Annotated in this window: 10 protein-coding genes; 7 read left to right on the top strand and 3 right to left on the bottom strand. The window is 42.2% G+C overall.

Features of this window, described 5'->3' with window-relative positions; all coding sequences use genetic code 11:
* The first annotated feature begins 207 nt into the window (after positions 1-207).
* Positions 208-2553, top strand: a complete 2346-nt coding sequence (topA, locus tag KSX81_RS13740; RefSeq protein WP_052587840.1) for a type I DNA topoisomerase — start codon at positions 208-210, stop codon at positions 2551-2553.
* A gap of 72 nt (positions 2554-2625) precedes the next feature.
* Entirely contained in the window at positions 2626-4650 is a 2025-nt protein-coding gene (locus KSX81_RS13735; RefSeq protein ID WP_138274388.1) for an LruC domain-containing protein, read from the top strand.
* A 236-nt stretch (positions 4651-4886) separates the two neighbouring features.
* On the opposite strand, the gene KSX81_RS13730 is transcribed toward KSX81_RS13735, so the two are convergent.
* From KSX81_RS13730 to KSX81_RS13720, 3 genes are all read right to left on the bottom strand, one after another.
* The gene (locus KSX81_RS13730) at positions 4887-6074 is read right to left on the bottom strand and encodes a low temperature requirement protein A (RefSeq protein WP_004296480.1); all 1188 of its coding nucleotides are present in this window, start codon (positions 6072-6074) and stop codon (positions 4887-4889) included.
* Positions 6075-6139: 65 nt separating this feature from the next.
* Complete coding sequence (gene argS, locus KSX81_RS13725) at positions 6140-7957, bottom strand: arginine--tRNA ligase (RefSeq protein WP_004296481.1); 1818 nt, start codon at positions 7955-7957, stop codon at positions 6140-6142.
* Between the two features lie 83 nt (positions 7958-8040).
* Entirely contained in the window at positions 8041-8313 is a 273-nt protein-coding gene (locus KSX81_RS13720) for an HU family DNA-binding protein (protein ID WP_004296482.1), read from the bottom strand.
* Positions 8314-8534: 221 nt separating this feature from the next.
* Here KSX81_RS13720 and KSX81_RS13715 point away from each other — a divergent pair, with 221 nt between their 5' ends.
* From KSX81_RS13715 to secDF, 5 genes are all read left to right on the top strand, one after another.
* Positions 8535-9209: a rhomboid family intramembrane serine protease gene (locus KSX81_RS13715; RefSeq protein ID WP_008776855.1), complete on the top strand. Its 675-nt coding sequence runs from the start codon at positions 8535-8537 to the stop codon at positions 9207-9209.
* Complete coding sequence (locus tag KSX81_RS13710; protein ID WP_004296484.1) at positions 9190-10095, top strand: rhomboid family protein; 906 nt, start codon at positions 9190-9192, stop codon at positions 10093-10095. Before KSX81_RS13715 ends, KSX81_RS13710 begins: the two co-directional genes overlap by 20 nt.
* A 4-nt stretch (positions 10096-10099) precedes the next feature.
* Positions 10100-11185 carry an endonuclease/exonuclease/phosphatase family protein gene (locus KSX81_RS13705; RefSeq protein ID WP_004296485.1) on the top strand — a complete coding sequence of 362 codons (1086 nt, stop codon included), beginning with the start codon at positions 10100-10102 and terminating at the stop codon, positions 11183-11185.
* A 31-nt stretch (positions 11186-11216) separates the two neighbouring features.
* Positions 11217-13301 carry a M3 family metallopeptidase gene (locus KSX81_RS13700; RefSeq protein WP_085939354.1) on the top strand — a complete coding sequence of 695 codons (2085 nt, stop codon included), beginning with the start codon at positions 11217-11219 and terminating at the stop codon, positions 13299-13301.
* Between the two features lie 165 nt (positions 13302-13466).
* Positions 13467-16490 carry a protein translocase subunit SecDF gene (gene secDF / locus KSX81_RS13695; RefSeq protein WP_004296487.1) on the top strand — a complete coding sequence of 1008 codons (3024 nt, stop codon included), beginning with the start codon at positions 13467-13469 and terminating at the stop codon, positions 16488-16490.
* The last annotated feature ends 134 nt before the right edge of the window (positions 16491-16624 follow it).

Below are 16624 nucleotides of genomic sequence, written 5' to 3'. Positions count from 1 at the left end.
TGCATTAAATATCATCTTATTTCATTTTAATATATACCACCGAACGTCCTGAATCAAATTTTAAGATTTACCATATTAGCCTTTACCTTCACAGATGTAAATTTCAAGATTTTATTAAATTCTCCTTATAATATAAGGTAGGGAGAATCTTTTTTTTTACTTTTGTCCCCGAATATTGTGGTACAAGCCATTATAAAAGAAAGAATTATGCAGAAAAACCTTGTCATTGTCGAGTCTCCGGCAAAAGCAAAAACGATTGAAAAGTTTCTGGGGAAAGATTTCAAAGTCCTTTCTAGTTACGGACACATACGCGATCTGAAGAAAAAAGATTTCAGTATCGACGTAAATAATGATTTTAAACCCAGCTACGAAATCCCGGCAGACAAAAAGGCGCTGGTTAGCACACTAAAGACAGAAGCTAAAGAGGCAGAAACCGTATGGCTCGCATCCGATGAGGACCGCGAGGGAGAGGCAATTGCCTGGCATCTGTATGAGGTCTTAAAACTAAAACCGGAAAACACAAAACGAATCGTATTTCATGAAATTACGAAAAGCGCTATTTTAAAAGCGATTGAGCAACCACGCGACATTGACCTCAACCTCGTAAATGCACAGCAAGCACGACGGATTCTGGACCGTATCGTAGGTTTCGAACTCTCTCCCGTGCTTTGGAGAAAAGTGAAACCGGCACTTTCTGCCGGACGTGTTCAGTCTGTCGCTGTCCGCCTGATCGTTGAACGTGAACGTGAAATACATGCTTTCCAAACGGAAGCCGCTTATCGCATCACTGCCGTATTCCTCGTTCCGGACACGGACGGAAAACTGGTGGAAATGAAAGCTGAACTGGCTCGCCGTATTAAAACAAAAGAAGAAGCGAAAGCTTTCCTCAACGCATGTCAGGGAGCAAGCTTTGCCATCGACGATATTACTACCCGCCCGGTCAAGAAAACGCCTCCTGCTCCATTCACAACATCTACGTTGCAACAGGAAGCCGCACGCAAACTAGGATATACCGTAGCGCAGACCATGATGCTCGCGCAACGCTTATACGAATCGGGATTCATCACTTATATGCGTACAGACTCTGTCAACCTCTCGGAATTTGCGACAGCAGGCAGTAAAGACGCTATCATCAAAATGATGGGTGACCGCTACGTACACCCCCGCCATTTCGAAACAAAGACTAAGGGTGCACAAGAAGCGCATGAGGCTATCCGCCCTACCTATATGGAAAACCAATCCATTGAAGGAACAGCACAGGAAAAGAAACTGTACGACTTGATATGGAAACGCACCATTGCCTCACAAATGGCAGATGCAGAACTGGAAAAGACAACTGCTACCATAACAATAAGTGGCAGCAGCGACGTGTTTACAGCCATCGGCGAAGTGATTAAGTTTGACGGGTTCCTGCGTGTATACCGTGAATCTTATGATGATGACAACGAACAGGAAGATGAAAGCCACCTGCTTCCTCCCCTGAAAAAAGGTCAGAAGTTGGAACACGGCCCTATCATCGCAACCGAACGTTTCACCCAACGTCCTCCACGCTATACTGAAGCAAGTCTTGTACGCAAGTTGGAAGAACTGGGTATCGGACGTCCGTCTACGTATGCACCTACTATCTCTACCATCCAACAACGCGAATATGTGGAGAAAGGTAATAAAGACGGGGAAGAACGGCAGTTTAATGTCATGACATTGAAAGATTGTCAGATTAAGGATGAAAACCATACTGAAATTACCGGTGCAGAAAAGGCGAAGTTATTCCCAACGGATACCGGCACTGTGGTAAATGATTTCCTTACCGAATATTTCCCAGACATTCTGGATTTCAACTTTACCGCCAGTGTAGAAAAGGAATTTGACGAGATTGCAGAAGGAGAAGTGAAATGGACTTCTATCATGAAGAATTTCTATGATAAGTTCCATCCGTCTGTAGAAAACACATTGGCTATCAAGACGGAACATAAAGTAGGCGAACGTATTCTGGGAGAAGAACCGGGAACAGGCAAGACTGTTTCTGTTAAGATTGGTCGCTTCGGTCCTGTTGTACAGATTGGTACTGTAGAAGATGAAGAAAAACCACGCTTCGCACAAATGAAGAAAGGTCAATCCATGGAAACCATCACTTTGGAAGAAGCACTGGAATTATTCAAATTACCTCGTACACTGGGCGAATATGAAGGAAAATCAGTCAGTGTAGGCGTAGGCCGTTTCGGTCCGTATGTCCTGCACAATAAGGTATATGTATCGCTCCCGAAAACACTTGATCCGATGGAAATTACTTTGGAAGAGGCAGAACAGCTGATTCTGGAGAAACGCCAGAAAGAAACGGAACGCCACATCAAGAAGTTTGAAGAGGAGCCGGAACTTGAGATTCTGAACGGACGTTACGGACCTTATATTACCTATAAGGGTTCCAATTATAAAATTCCTAAAGATATCGTCCCGCAGGATTTGAGTTTGGCTAGCTGTTTGGAACTCATCAAATTACAAGATGAAAAAGGACCAGCGACCACAAAAAAAGGACGATTCGCAAAAAAGAAATAAAAAAACTAGAAAAAGAGCAAATTATATAATTAAATGTATATATTTGCTCTTTATCTTTTAATACACAAACTTATGAAGCAAACAAATTTAAAGTATTTAATGATAGGAGTGCTTACCATAGCTTCCATCAGTTGTATGGACAAAGAGCGTGACTTATCTTGGGAGAGAAGGCATATGCCAAAAGAAGCATACTTCGACTTCAACATGACCCAAGCTGTCGCTTTGGATATCAATTATTGTTTCAAAAGCGAAAATTATCGTGTTCTTTTTAACATTTACGATCAAGATCCCATTGAATACTCAGCTGACGGCAGCGTGTCCCAAAAGGACATAGAGCCTATCTACCGTGCAGTTACAGACGAAAAAGGCAAATTCAGCGGAGAAATGAATATTCCGGCGGACCTCTCGGAAGTATGGTTATCATCGGATTATTTAGCCACCGTATCTCCTCTTAAACTAACGATTGACGACAGTCGTCGGCTTTCATTTAATCAAGATGCATATATCGCTACCTTACGTTCACAAACGGCATCAAAAACCAGAGGAGTGACCGTGAACCAACATACCTATCTAAAAGAATGGCATGTTCTTCCCAATGCAGACTGGGATGACAGCGGAAGACCAACCAACCTGGAACCTAAAATAAATATACCTCCGGCAGACGTACTATACAACATCAAGTATGTTTTCAGAAAGGTTACAGTCAAAGATGAGAGCGGTAAAAGCAAGGTTATGAACATCAGTCAGAATTATCCGGAGTTTTTTGATGGTTCCATCAAAATGACTTCAGATATTCCAATTGTTAACCCGACCGAAGTAAGCCTCGTATTTATAAACAGCTCTGCTGCATGGTACAATACAGTTGGATATTACACCTATCCGACCAACAATCCGCCCCAGAGCACGAGTGATATAAAACAAATAATTGCATTCCCAAACACCTCTCCTGTTTACAAGACTTTAGGGGTAGGAGCATTAGTGTGTGGCGAAGAAATAAAACTCAAATATTGGAATGAAGAGACACAGGAATACGAAGACAAATTTCCTGCAGGAGTCACAATTGGCTGGTGCCTTCAAGGTATGGGATTCAAGAGTAAACTCACCTCAGAAACAGATAAAGACAAAGTGGGCGATATCATAAAAGGTATGGGGGCACGCTACTCCACCAGGAATCTAAACACGAATAATACACAAAGAACTGTATCTCTCCGTGATTCCAAGTCCGGGCAGATTGTAGCAGTAGGATTCGAAGATAATATTGACTTCGATTATGCAGATGCCATCTTCTATATTCATACGTCAGAAAAGAATGCTATTGACCCGATATTGCCTCCATTGCCTGAAGACCCCGAAGCAATCCCCGAGCAATATAAAATTTCTTATTCCGGTACACTGGCTTTTGAAGACTTATGGGCTAAGTTAGGTGATTACGATATGAATGACGTAATGGTAAAGTACACCAGTACGATGACCCGAAATGCTCTTGACAATCGCATTTACGAAATTGAAGACAAGTTTATCTTACAGCACTGTGGCGGTTATCTGCAAAACGGATTTGGATATCAATTACACAAGCTCTCAAACAGCAATGTCAAGAGTGTAAAAATAACGGGGCCTGATGCCAGTGGTTTATCAAGTTCTATATACATGGAAGGAAAAGAAACAGAGCCTGGACAGTCTCACCCAACCATATTGTTGTATGACGACATGACAAAATTCAAAAATATCACTGATGAATCAAAGAAAGAATATACTGTAACCATCACGCTTGATGGAGCTAGTGAGAAAGAGGTGGTACCTCCTTACAACCCGTTTATCTTCATCAGTTCCAACGAGGGTAGAGGCAAAGAATTACATCTGATAAATTATCCCCCGACTGACAAAGCCGACTTATCGTTACTGGGAACCGGAAAAGACATCTACAGACCAGAAGAAGGGATGTATTATGTTTCTGCAGACTTGATGCCGTTTGCTATCAATATGCCAGTAAGTAATCTCCCGGTTCCAGAGGAAGGGAAACGAATCGATCAATCATATCCCAAGTTCTCTGGATGGGTATCATCGAATGGGAAACAAAATAAAGATTGGTACAAATAAAGATTGATACGATTTAAATAAGAGCAGCCCGGATATTGTACGGAATCGCTATCGGGACTTCGCATTGCGAACCATCGATGAAAAAGACATAATAGACATCCGTTTAGAAAGGCGCGAATTACGCAGTTCACACAACTTCTTGAATACTCACCAAGAATTCGTGTGAACTGTGTTTTTATTTTAAGCCACAATATTATAGGATATAAGTATTATCCGTTATGAATGGGCTTTCATCATTAAATCTTCGGCTCCCATTTTATCTTAAAACCTTTATTAGGGAATAGCATATCAAACACAATCACGAATATAAAAACAGATGTTACCAAGATATTCATCGTCAATAAAGAAATGTGATAAGGCCAGGGAAGCAGTAAAGCCAAAGCTATTACAGCAATAATATGTGATAAAGGAAGCATACGGCACGTGACATATTTATAGATACTATTTGCCAGAATATAAACGATTGGTCCGATAATCAGAACAAAAACAACTTCCGCTCTCATTTCTTGTTCGGGATGGGCAACAATCAGTTCGTCTCCTACCGCACAAATAATCAATGCTCCCACCAGTACGATATGAATTGCATTATAAATCAACCCCAGCTTTCCGGGATCTTTCACTTCCTGTATTTTCCGACTACCGGCTTCACTGCTCACATCAAAGTAAACCCACCACATAGCCAAACTACCAATGAAAGATATGACAGCAGAAATAATCACGAGAGGCGTCCATTCTTCTACTTCACTCAAAGAAGCTCCTGTCATCAATAGAGTTTCTCCAAAAGCAATAATCACAAACAACTGGCAACGTTCCACCAAATGATGCCCTTCAATAGTCCATTCCTTGCTACTGTCCGAACGTCCCAGACGAGGTAAAGCAAATCCGTGCATCGGGGCTGTATAATCACAGATAGCGGCTATAATCCACAGTAGAATTTGCCATTCTCCCTGCAATATGGCACCCGTAATCCAAAAGACGGCAGATATACAGAACCAGCCCATAATTCGCTTAAAATTAGCAGCCAGATGATGATCTCCTAACACCCCGATAATATAAAGTGTTCTCCCTGCCTGTATCAGAACATAGCAGACAGCAAATATCAATCCCCGGTAAGTAAAGGCATAAGGAATGGCAGCCGCCATCACCAGCCCCACCAGCATACTGATAAAAAGAAGAATACGTATCGGCCGGGTATCCGGGTTGAACCAGTTAGTCACCCAGATGGTATGTTGCCACAACATCCAGACTGCAAACCACAGGATTGTTTCTTTCAATAATCCTTCCCAAGTGAGATTATGAAGCAAATAATGTGAAAGTTGCGTGACCGAGAAAACATAAATCAGGTCAAACAGCAGTTCGGAATAAGAGACAGTAGCAGTTTCCGTTTCTCTCTTCCGAAGCAATGGATGGGGGGAGTAAAACATACGGGGTTCCTTTTATATATATATAAAAGAAACCCCGCAGAAGTCTATTTTGTTCAGAGAAAGTCTTACATTCTGGAAGGAACTTCGATACCCAGCAAATTCATTCCCAAGCGAACAACTTTAGCTACATTAGCAGACAGAGCGATACGGAATACTTTCACCGCCTCATTCTCTTCGCGCAGAATACTATAGTCATGATAGAACTGATTGTATTCTTTCACCAAGTCATAAGTATAATTAGCAATAATAGACGGGCTGTAATCTTCACCGGCTTGTTTTACAACAGCAGCAAAGTCGGCAACCATCTGAATCAGCCCTTCTTCCTTTTCACTCAATTCAATACCAGCCGGAATCTGTTCAGGAATCACGATACCTGATTCGGCAGCTTTCCGAAGTACAGACTGGATACGTGCATAAGTATATTGAATAAACGGACCTGTATTACCATTGAAGTCGATAGATTCTTTCGGATTGAATGTCATATTCTTACGGGCATCGACTTTCAGAATGAAATATTTCAATGCTCCCAGACCCACAATACGGGCAATATCATCAGCTTCTTCCTGTGTCAAACCATCCAGTTTGCCTAGTTCTTGTGAAGTTTCTTTAGCAGTGGCAATCATTTCCTCCATTAAGTCGTCAGCATCAACTACCGTACCCTCACGGGATTTCATCTTACCTTCCGGCAGTTCCACCATTCCGTAAGAGAAGTGTACCAGACTCTTACCCCATTCGAAACCAAGTTTATCGAGCAAGATAGAAAGCACCTGGAAGTGATAGTTCTGTTCGTTACCTACTACATAAATCATCTTATTAATCGGGTAATCGGCAAAACGAAGTTTAGCCGTACCGATATCCTGAGTCATGTAGACAGAAGTACCGTCACCACGGAGAAGGAGCTTATGATCCAGTCCTTCGGCAGTTAGGTCGGCCCATACGGAACCGTCTTCTTTCTTGTAGAAGAAACCTTTTTCCAGACCTTCCATTACCTTTTCTTTTCCTTCGAGGTAAGTATTGGATTCATAATAGATCTTGTCAAAGCTAACCCCCATCTTCTTGTAGGTTTCGTCGAATCCTGCATATACCCAGTTGTTCATCATTTCCCACAATCCGCGTACTTCCGGATCACCGGCTTCCCACTTCACCAACATTTCGCGGGCTTCCTGCATCAATGGAGATTCAGCTTCAGCCTTTGCTTTCGCTTCATCGCCACTCATTCCCTGCGCTGTAAATTTAGCCATCAGCTCTTTTACTTCCGCTTTATAATGCTTATCGAAAGATACATAATAATCACCTACCAGGTGGTCACCCTTCTTACCCGAAGTTTCAGGAGTTTCACCGTTTCCGTATTTCTTCCATGCCAGCATGGACTTACAGATGTGGATACCACGGTCGTTTACAATATTTGTTTTGACTACCTTATTGCCGTTTGCCGCTACAATGTTAGCCAATGCGTTGCCTAAAAGGTTATTACGCACGTGTCCCAAGTGAAGCGGTTTGTTTGTATTCGGAGAAGAATACTCAATCATCACCAATGGAGAAGCGTCAGTGACCTGCATTAAGCCGTACTGTTCATCCGCCTGAATCTCGTTCAGCAATTCAATCCATGTAGCCGATGCAATAGTCAGGTTCAAGAACCCTTTTATCACATTAAACGCTGCTACAGCCGGATCGTTTGCCTTCAGATATCCACCGATTTCCTGTGCTGTTTGCTCCGGTCCTTTTTTTGACATCTTCAGAAAAGGGAACACGACCAGTGTCAAATGTCCTTCAAATTCTTTCTTTGTTTTTTGCATTTGCACCATCTTTTCAGGGACTTCCTGACCGTAGAGTGCTTTCAGTCCACTAATAACGGACGCTACAAGTTTATCTTCTATCTTCATAATCAAGTTATTTCTTGCGCGCAAAGATACAAAAAAAGGAGACGCATCGCGTCTCCTCTCCTAATTTCTTTCAACTATCTATCTTATTCAACAGCTGCAGATAATTCAGCACCAGCTTTAAATTTAGCTACTTTCTTAGCAGGAATAGTAATAGTTGCCTTTGTAGAAGGGTTAATACCAGTTCTTTCAGCTCTTTCGCTTACTGAGAAAGTACCAAAACCTACGAGAGATACTTTGTCACCAGCTTTCATAGCATTAGTAACTGAAGTGATGAAAGCATCAAGTGCTTTTTTTGCATCGGCTTTGCTCATTTGAGCTTCAGCAGCCATTGCGCTAATAAGATCAGACTTATTCATAATACGTAAAATGATTAATTAATATATATGTTACACAAAAGATTATCCCACAATGGATTAATTCCACAAATATAGCCGAACAAAACAACATATCAAATAAAAACATAAAAAAAACGCAGCAAATTATTGAAAAAGAGCTAATAGGAAGCGTTTTTCATGCTTTAAAACAGAATTTATTCGTACTTTTGCGTCTATTATCTAAATATTCAGAAATAAAAATGATGCCAACTGTAACTAAAAACCTGATAATTATCAATGTACTAGTATTTTTCGGGACAATCGTAGCCCAACGTTACGGCCTGGATTTAACGAATTATCTGGGATTACATTTTTTCCTCGCAAGTGACTTTAATCCGGCACAGCTTATCACTTATATGTTCATGCACGGCGGATTCAGCCACATTTTCTTTAATATGTTTGCCGTTTTTATGTTCGGACCGATTCTCGAACAAACCTGGGGACCCAAACGTTTCCTCTTTTACTATATTCTCTGCGGTATCGGTGCGGGACTTATCCAGGAAGGGGTACAGTATATTCAATATGTAACGGAACTTAGCCACTACGCACAAGTGAATATAGGTACAGGTGTTATCCCAATGGAAGAGTATCTGAACATGATGACCACCGTAGGTGCTTCGGGAGCCGTTTACGCCATATTGCTGGCATTCGGTATGTTATTTCCCAATAACCGGTTGTTTATCTTCCCGCTGCCATTTCCTATCAAAGCGAAGTTCTTCGTTATAGGATACGCCGCGATTGAATTATGGTCAGGACTTGCCAATAGCGCCGGAGACAATGTCGCTCACTTTGCTCACCTGGGAGGAATGTTATTTGGATTGATCCTGATTTTGTATTGGAGAAAAAAAAGCAATAACAATGGGACATATTATAGCTGATTTAAAGGAGACATTCAGAAGAGGAAATATTTTCATCCAACTGATTTATATCAACGTAGGCATCTTTCTGATCGGCACGTTGATTAACGTTTTCTTGCGACTGTTTGAAGTAAGTACCCCCGATATATTCGGTATATTTGCCCTGCCGGCATCCTTTATCGGATTTATTCATCAGCCGTGGTCGTTATTTACTTATATGTTTATGCATGCCGGTATCCTGCATATTCTATTCAATATGCTTTGGCTGTATTGGTTCGGAAGTTTGTTTCTCTACTTTTTCTCGGCCAAGCATTTAAGAGGACTATATGTATTAGGAGGTATCTGTGGAGGTTTACTGTATATGGTTGCCTACAATGTATTTCCTTTATTCAGTTCGCAAGTGGCGGGTGCAACATTGGTAGGAGCATCAGCTTCCGTATTAGCCATCGTAGCTGCTACGGCTTATCGTGAACCAAATTACAGGGTGCAACTTTTTCTTTTCGGTGCTATCCGTCTCAAATATCTGGCACTGGTTGTTATCGGAATCGATGTATTATCCATCACCTCAAGTAATGCCGGAGGACATATCGCCCACCTGGGCGGTGCTCTTGCAGGACTTTGGTTTGCCGCCAGCCTAAGTAAAGGAACTGATTTGACTTCCTGGATCAACTGGATTCTGGATGGTTTCACCTCCTTGTTTCAAAAGAAAACATGGAAACGGAAACCGAAAATGAAGGTACACTATGGAAACAGTGCCACCGGTCGCGAGAAGGATTATGATTACAATGCTCACAAAAAAGCACAGTCTGATGAAGTGGACCGTATTTTGGAAAAACTAAAGAAATCCGGTTACGACAGTCTGACAACTGAAGAAAAGAAAAGCTTGTTCGACGCAAGCAAAAGATAAAGGAATGGAACATATTGGCAAATTTGTCGCATATCTGATACTTGCTGTCAACGCTCTCTTCGTGGGAACGTTGATATTAAGCGCTTATAGCCCTTACCTTAACCCGAAAATAAATCCACTTGCTTCCAGCTTGGGACTTGCATTTCCGATATTCCTGACGATTAATCTGATTTTTATCGGCTTCTGGGCATTTGTCAATTACCGCTATGCGCTCTTGCCTGCCATCGGTTTTCTAATTTGTATTCCGCAGATACGGACTTATATTCCTTTTAACTCCACCACTAAAACCATACCGGAAGGAAGCATCAAAATCCTATCCTACAACGTAATGAGTTTCAACAATTTGGAGAAGAAAGATGGAAAAAACCCGGTATTGTCTTATCTTGTAGATAGTAACGCCGATATTATCTGTCTGCAAGAATATAACACCGCTACCAACAAGAAATACCTGACGGAACAGGACATTAAAAAAGCATTGAAAGCCTATCCTTACCAATCCGTCCACCAACAAGGGAAAGGAGATGTGCAACTTGCCTGTTTCTCCAAGTTCCCCATACTCTCGATACATCCCATCGAATATGAAAGTAATTATAACGGCTCCATGAAATATGTACTGAATGTGAATAACGACACTCTTACATTAATCAACAACCACCTGGAATCCAACAAGCTCACCAAAGAAGACAGAGGGATGTATGAGGATATGATTAAAGACCCGAATGCCAAGAAAGTAAAAACCGGACTTAGGCAATTAATAAGAAAACTGGCGGAAGCATCGGCTATCCGGGCTACACAAGCAGATTCTGTGGCTAAAACCATTGCAGAAAGTAAATATCCGACAACCATAGTATGCGGCGATTTCAACGACGGTTCTATCTCATATACCCATCGCATCCTGACTCAAAAACTAGACGATGCATTCACACAGTCCGGTAAAGGATTGGGTATTTCCTACAATCAGAACAAGTTCTATTTCCGCATAGACAATATCTTGATCAGCCCCAACCTGAAAGCCTACAATTGCACGGTAGACCGGTCTATCAAGGCATCAGACCATTACCCGATCTGGTGCTATATCAGTAAACGATAAGAACTGAAAACTCTAATAAAAAACACTTATGATGATTAAAAAGACACTAACCATTTTAGCAGTAAGTTGTATGATGTACTCCTGTGCTACGAAAACAGAAAGCAATCCTTTCTTTACAGAGTTTCAAACCGAGTATGGTGTTCCTTCTTTCGACAAGATTAAATTAGAGCACTATGAACCTGCCTTTCTAAAAGGTATAGAAGAACAGAATCAAAATATCGAAGCCATCATCGAAAGCCCGGAAATTCCGACATTCGAAAATACGATTGTGGCTTTGGATAACAGCGCACCCATCTTAGACCGGGTAAGCATCATTTTCTTCAATATGACAGATGCGGAAACGACTGATTCGCTGACCGCACTTTCCATCAAACTGGCACCGGTTCTTTCGGAACATAATGACAATATCTCCCTGAATGGGAAACTATTCAAACGGGTGAACGATGTCTACCAAAAGAAAGATTCATTGAACCTGACGTCGGAACAAGAACGTCTGCTGGACAAGACTTATAAAAGATTTATCCGTTCCGGAGCGAACCTTGGCGAAAAGGACCAAGCTCGCCTCCGCGAAATCAACAAGGAGCTTTCTACACTTGGCATCACTTTCAGCAACAATGTGCTGAATGAGAATAATGCCTTCCAACTTTTCGTTGACAAGGAAGAAGATCTGGCAGGATTGCCTGAATGGTTCCGCCAAAGTGCGGCCGAAGAAGCGAAAGCAGCCGGACAACCGGGAAAATGGTTGTTCACCCTGCACAATGCCAGCCGTCTGCCTTTCCTGCAATATTCTGAAAATCGCCCGCTCCGGGAGCAAATATACAAAGCTTATATCAACCGCGGCAACAACAACGACGGGAACGATAACAAGGAAAACATCCGCAAGATCGTTTCTCTCCGCCTGGAAAAAGCGAACTTATTAGGTTTCGACTGTTATGCAAACTTCGTCCTGGATGAAACCATGGCAAAGAACGCCAACAACGTAATGAGCCTTTTAAATAACCTCTGGAGCTACGCACTGCCAAAAGCAAAAGCAGAAGCTACCAAACTTCAGAAATTAATGGATAAGGAAGGAAAAGGAGAAAAACTGGAAGCATGGGACTGGTGGTATTATACCGAAAAACTGCGGAAAGAAAAATACAACCTGTCTGAAGAGGATACAAAACCTTACTTCAAACTGGAGAATGTACGCGATGGTGCTTTCGCCGTAGCCAACAAATTATATGGCATCACCCTAAGCAAACTGGAAGGCATACCAACTTATCACCCTGATGTAGAAGTCTTTGAAGTGAAAGACGCAGACGGTTCCCAGCTCGGTATCTTCTATGTAGACTATTTCCCACGTCCCGGGAAAAGCGGTGGTGCATGGATGAGCAACTATCGTGAGCAACACGGAACAACCCGTCCATTGGTATGCAACGTTTGCAGCTTTACCAAGCCGGTAGGCGACACCCCCTCTTTATTGACCATGGATGAAGTGGAAACCCTGTTTCACGAATTTGGTCACGCCCTGCACGGACTGCTGACAAAATGCGAATACAAAGGAACATCGGGAACCAACGTGGTACGCGACTTTGTAGAGCTTCCTTCTCAAATCAACGAACACTGGGCGACTGAACCCGAAGTGCTGAAAATGTATGCCAAACATTATCAGACAGGAGAAGTGATACCCGACGAAATCATCGAGAAGATACTGCAACAGAAAACTTTCAACCAGGGCTTCATGACCACCGAATTACTGGCCGCCGCCATCCTCGACATGAACCTGCACACGATAACAGATGTAAAGAATCTGGATATGCTTGCATTCGAAAAAGAAGCGATGGACAAGCTTAACTTGATTCCCGAAATAGCACCGCGTTATCGCGTGACTTACTTTAATCATATCATTGGCGGATACGCAGCCGGATACTATAGTTACCTATGGGCCAACGTATTGGACAATGATGCTTTCGAAGCTTTCAAAGAACATGGTATTTTTGATAAAAACACCGCCGACCTGTTCCGCCATAACGTATTGGAGAAGGGAGACAGCGAAGACCCGATGGTGCTTTATAAGAATTTCCGTGGAGCGGAACCAAGCCTGGAACCACTACTGAAAAACAGAGGAATGAAATAATTCAGCAAAAAAGCCCTTAAACATCAAATATTTGAGGGCTTATTACACATGAATGTGAAAAAAAAACTATATTTGCAGCCTTGTATGCGGCAAAAAGAACTTGTGTACGACAGAATTTAACTGAAAATTAAATTAAAAAAGTAATCATCATAAATTAAAAGTAAAATGCAAAACAAAGGATTTGTAAAGGTTTTTGCGGTATTACTCACACTGGTATGTGTGTTCTATCTCTCCTTCTCCTTCGTAACACGCCATTATACCAACAAGGCGAAAGAAATTGCGAACGGCGACCCGAAAGTGGAACAAGACTACCTCGACTCTCTCTCCAATGAGAAAGTGTGGTTGGGTAACTGGACGCTGAAACAATGTCGTGAGATGGAGATTAGTTTAGGTTTGGACCTAAAAGGTGGTATGAACGTTATCCTTGAAGTTTCTGTACCTGATGTTATCAAAGCACTGGCTGACAACAAGCCGGATGAAGCTTTCAACAATGCATTGGCAGAAGCTGCAAAACAGGCTGTAAACAGCCAGGATGATATCATCACGCTATTTGTCAGAGAATACCACAAAGCTGCTCCTAACGCAAAACTTTCCGAACTCTTCGCAACACAACAGTTGAAAGACAAAGTTAACCAGAAATCATCGGATGCAGAAGTTGAAAAAGTATTGAGAGCAGAAGTAAAAGCTGCTGTTGAAAACTCATATAACGTACTTCGTACACGTATCGACCGTTTCGGTGTTGTTCAGCCGAATATCCAGAGCCTGGAAGACAAAATGGGTCGTATCATGGTGGAATTGCCGGGTATCAAAGAGCCGGAACGTGTGAGAAAACTTCTCCAAGGTTCTGCTAACCTAGAATTCTGGGAAACTTATACAGCTAAAGAAGTTCTTCCTGCCATGCAATCTGCTGATGCTAAATTGCGTGCTGTATTAGCGCAGGAGACAGATGCAGACTCTACCGCTGTAGATTCCACCAAAGAAGCTCCGCTTGCAGAAGCTACTCCGGCCAAGAAAAGCGTAAGTGCTGCCGACAGTCTTGCTGCTGCCCTGAAAGGAGATGCTACAACTACTGAAGATAATTCAACAGCTAACCTGGCAGAAATTAAAAAGCAATACCCTCTGTTGGCTATCCTGCAGTTGAACTCTAGCGGACAAGGTCCTGTGATCGGTTACGCTAACTACAAAGACACTGCTGATATCAACAAATATCTGGCTATGCCGGAAGTTAAAGCAGAACTCCCGAAAGACCTTCGTTTGAAATGGGGTGTTTCTCCTTCTGAATTTGACAAGAAAGGACAGACGTTCGAATTATATGCTATCAAGTCTACCGAACGCAACGGTAAAGCTCCGTTGGAAGGTGATGTAGTAACAGACGCGAAAGATGAATTTGACCAATACAGCAAACCGGCTGTCAGCATGACAATGAACTCTGACGGTGCACGTCGTTGGGCACAGCTGACCAAACAGAACATCGGTCGTTCTATCGCTATCGTTCTTGACAACTATGTATATTCTGCACCAAACGTAAACTCTGAAATCACAGGTGGACGTTCACAGATTACAGGTCATTTCACTCCTGAACAGGCAAAGGACTTAGCAAACGTATTGAAATCAGGTAAGATGCCGGCTCCGGCTCACATCGTACAGGAAGATATCGTTGGTCCGTCATTGGGTCAGGAATCTATCAATGCAGGTGTATTCTCATTCGTAGTGGCTCTGATTCTGTTGATGATCTATATGTGTATGATGTACGGCTTCATACCGGGTATGATTGCCAATGGTGCATTGTTCCTGAACTTCTTCTTCGTATTAGGTGTCCTCTCCTCCTTCCAGGCAGCATTGACAATGTCCGGTATTGCCGGTATGGTGTTGTCACTAGGTATGGCAGTGGATGCGAACGTACTTATCTACGAACGTACAAAAGAAGAACTTCGTGCCGGTAAAGGTGTGAAGAAAGCACTTGCTGACGGTTATTCCAACGCATTCTCCGCTATCTTCGACTCGAACCTGACATCCATCATCACAGGTATCATTCTGTTTAACTTCGGTACCGGTCCGATCCGTGGTTTTGCTACGACATTGATTATCGGTATTCTAGTATCCTTCTTCACCGCTGTGTTCATGACCCGTATAGTTTACGAACACTTCATGAACAAGGACAAACTATTGAACCTTACATTCACAACCCCTGTTTCAAGAAACTTGATGACCAACACACGTTTTGATTTTATGGGAACAAACAAAAAATCCCTTATCATCACTGTAGCCATCATCCTCGTTTGTATCGGTTCATTTGCCATGCGCGGTTTAAGCCAGAGTATCGACTTTACCGGTGGACGTAACTTCAAGGTACAGTTCGAGAATCCGGTAGAACCCGAACAGATTCGTGAATTGATCTCCAGCAAGTTCGGTGATGCTAACGTTAGTGTTATCGCTATCGGTACAGATAAGAAAACTGTACGTATCAGCACCAACTACCGTATTGAAGATGCAGGAAACGATGTTGACTCTCAAATCGAAGCATATTTATATGAGACTTTGAAACCTGTGCTGACTCAAAACATCACTCTAGCTACCTTTATCGACCGTGACAATCACACTGGTGGTAGTATTGTAAGTTCTCAAAAAGTGGGTCCGAGTATCGCAGACGATATCAAAACAGGTGCCATCTATTCCGTAGTACTGGCTTTGATCGCTATCGGTCTGTATATCTTAATCCGTTTCCGTAACATCGCATATAGTATTGGCTCTATTGTAGCTCTATCATGCGATACCATCATGATTATCGGTGCTTACTCATTGTTATGGGGTATCGTTCCATTCTCACTGGAAATTGACCAAACGTTTATCGGTGCTATCCTGACAGCTATCGGTTACTCTATCAATGACAAGGTGGTAATCTTCGACCGTGTACGTGAATTCTTCGGCCTGTATCCAAAACGTGACAAACGTCAGTTGTTCAATGATTCATTGAATACTACACTTGCACGTACTATCAATACATCATTAAGTACATTGATCGTATTGCTGTGTATCTTCATCCTTGGCGGTGATTCAATCCGCAGCTTTGCATTCGCAATGATCTTGGGTGTTGTTATCGGTACATTGTCATCACTGTTCATTGCATCTCCGATTGCATACAACATGATGAAGAACAAAAAAGTCGTAGTACCAGCTACGGAAGAATAATAAACTCCACAAATAGAAAAGCCTCTTCCGAACATTCGGTAGAGGCTTTTTCTATTGATTATTAAAACAAATAGAAGCTATAAGACGTTCATCTTAAAAGAAGCTATTGTTACACTTAAAACTTGATACAATAT

The organism is Bacteroides sp. MSK.18.37, assembly GCF_019129155.2.
GTDB lineage: Bacteria > Bacteroidota > Bacteroidia > Bacteroidales > Bacteroidaceae > Bacteroides > Bacteroides ovatus.
Note: the sequence above shows the minus strand (reverse complement) of the source record. Positions and strands in the feature narration are given on the sequence as shown.

Coding starts and splice junctions, on each gene's coding strand:
- topA (WP_052587840.1), top strand. CDS start 208: ATGCAGAAAAACCTTGTCATTGTCGAGTCTCCGGCAAAAGCAAAAACG.
- KSX81_RS13735 (WP_138274388.1), top strand. CDS start 2,626: ATGAAGCAAACAAATTTAAAGTATTTAATGATAGGAGTGCTTACCATA.
- KSX81_RS13730 (WP_004296480.1), bottom strand. CDS start 6,074: ATGTTTTACTCCCCCCATCCATTGCTTCGGAAGAGAGAAACGGAAACT.
- argS (WP_004296481.1), bottom strand. CDS start 7,957: ATGAAGATAGAAGATAAACTTGTAGCGTCCGTTATTAGTGGACTGAAA.
- KSX81_RS13720 (WP_004296482.1), bottom strand. CDS start 8,313: ATGAATAAGTCTGATCTTATTAGCGCAATGGCTGCTGAAGCTCAAATG.
- KSX81_RS13715 (WP_008776855.1), top strand. CDS start 8,535: ATGCCAACTGTAACTAAAAACCTGATAATTATCAATGTACTAGTATTT.
- KSX81_RS13710 (WP_004296484.1), top strand. CDS start 9,190: ATGGGACATATTATAGCTGATTTAAAGGAGACATTCAGAAGAGGAAAT.
- KSX81_RS13705 (WP_004296485.1), top strand. CDS start 10,100: ATGGAACATATTGGCAAATTTGTCGCATATCTGATACTTGCTGTCAAC.
- KSX81_RS13700 (WP_085939354.1), top strand. CDS start 11,217: ATGATTAAAAAGACACTAACCATTTTAGCAGTAAGTTGTATGATGTAC.
- secDF (WP_004296487.1), top strand. CDS start 13,467: ATGCAAAACAAAGGATTTGTAAAGGTTTTTGCGGTATTACTCACACTG.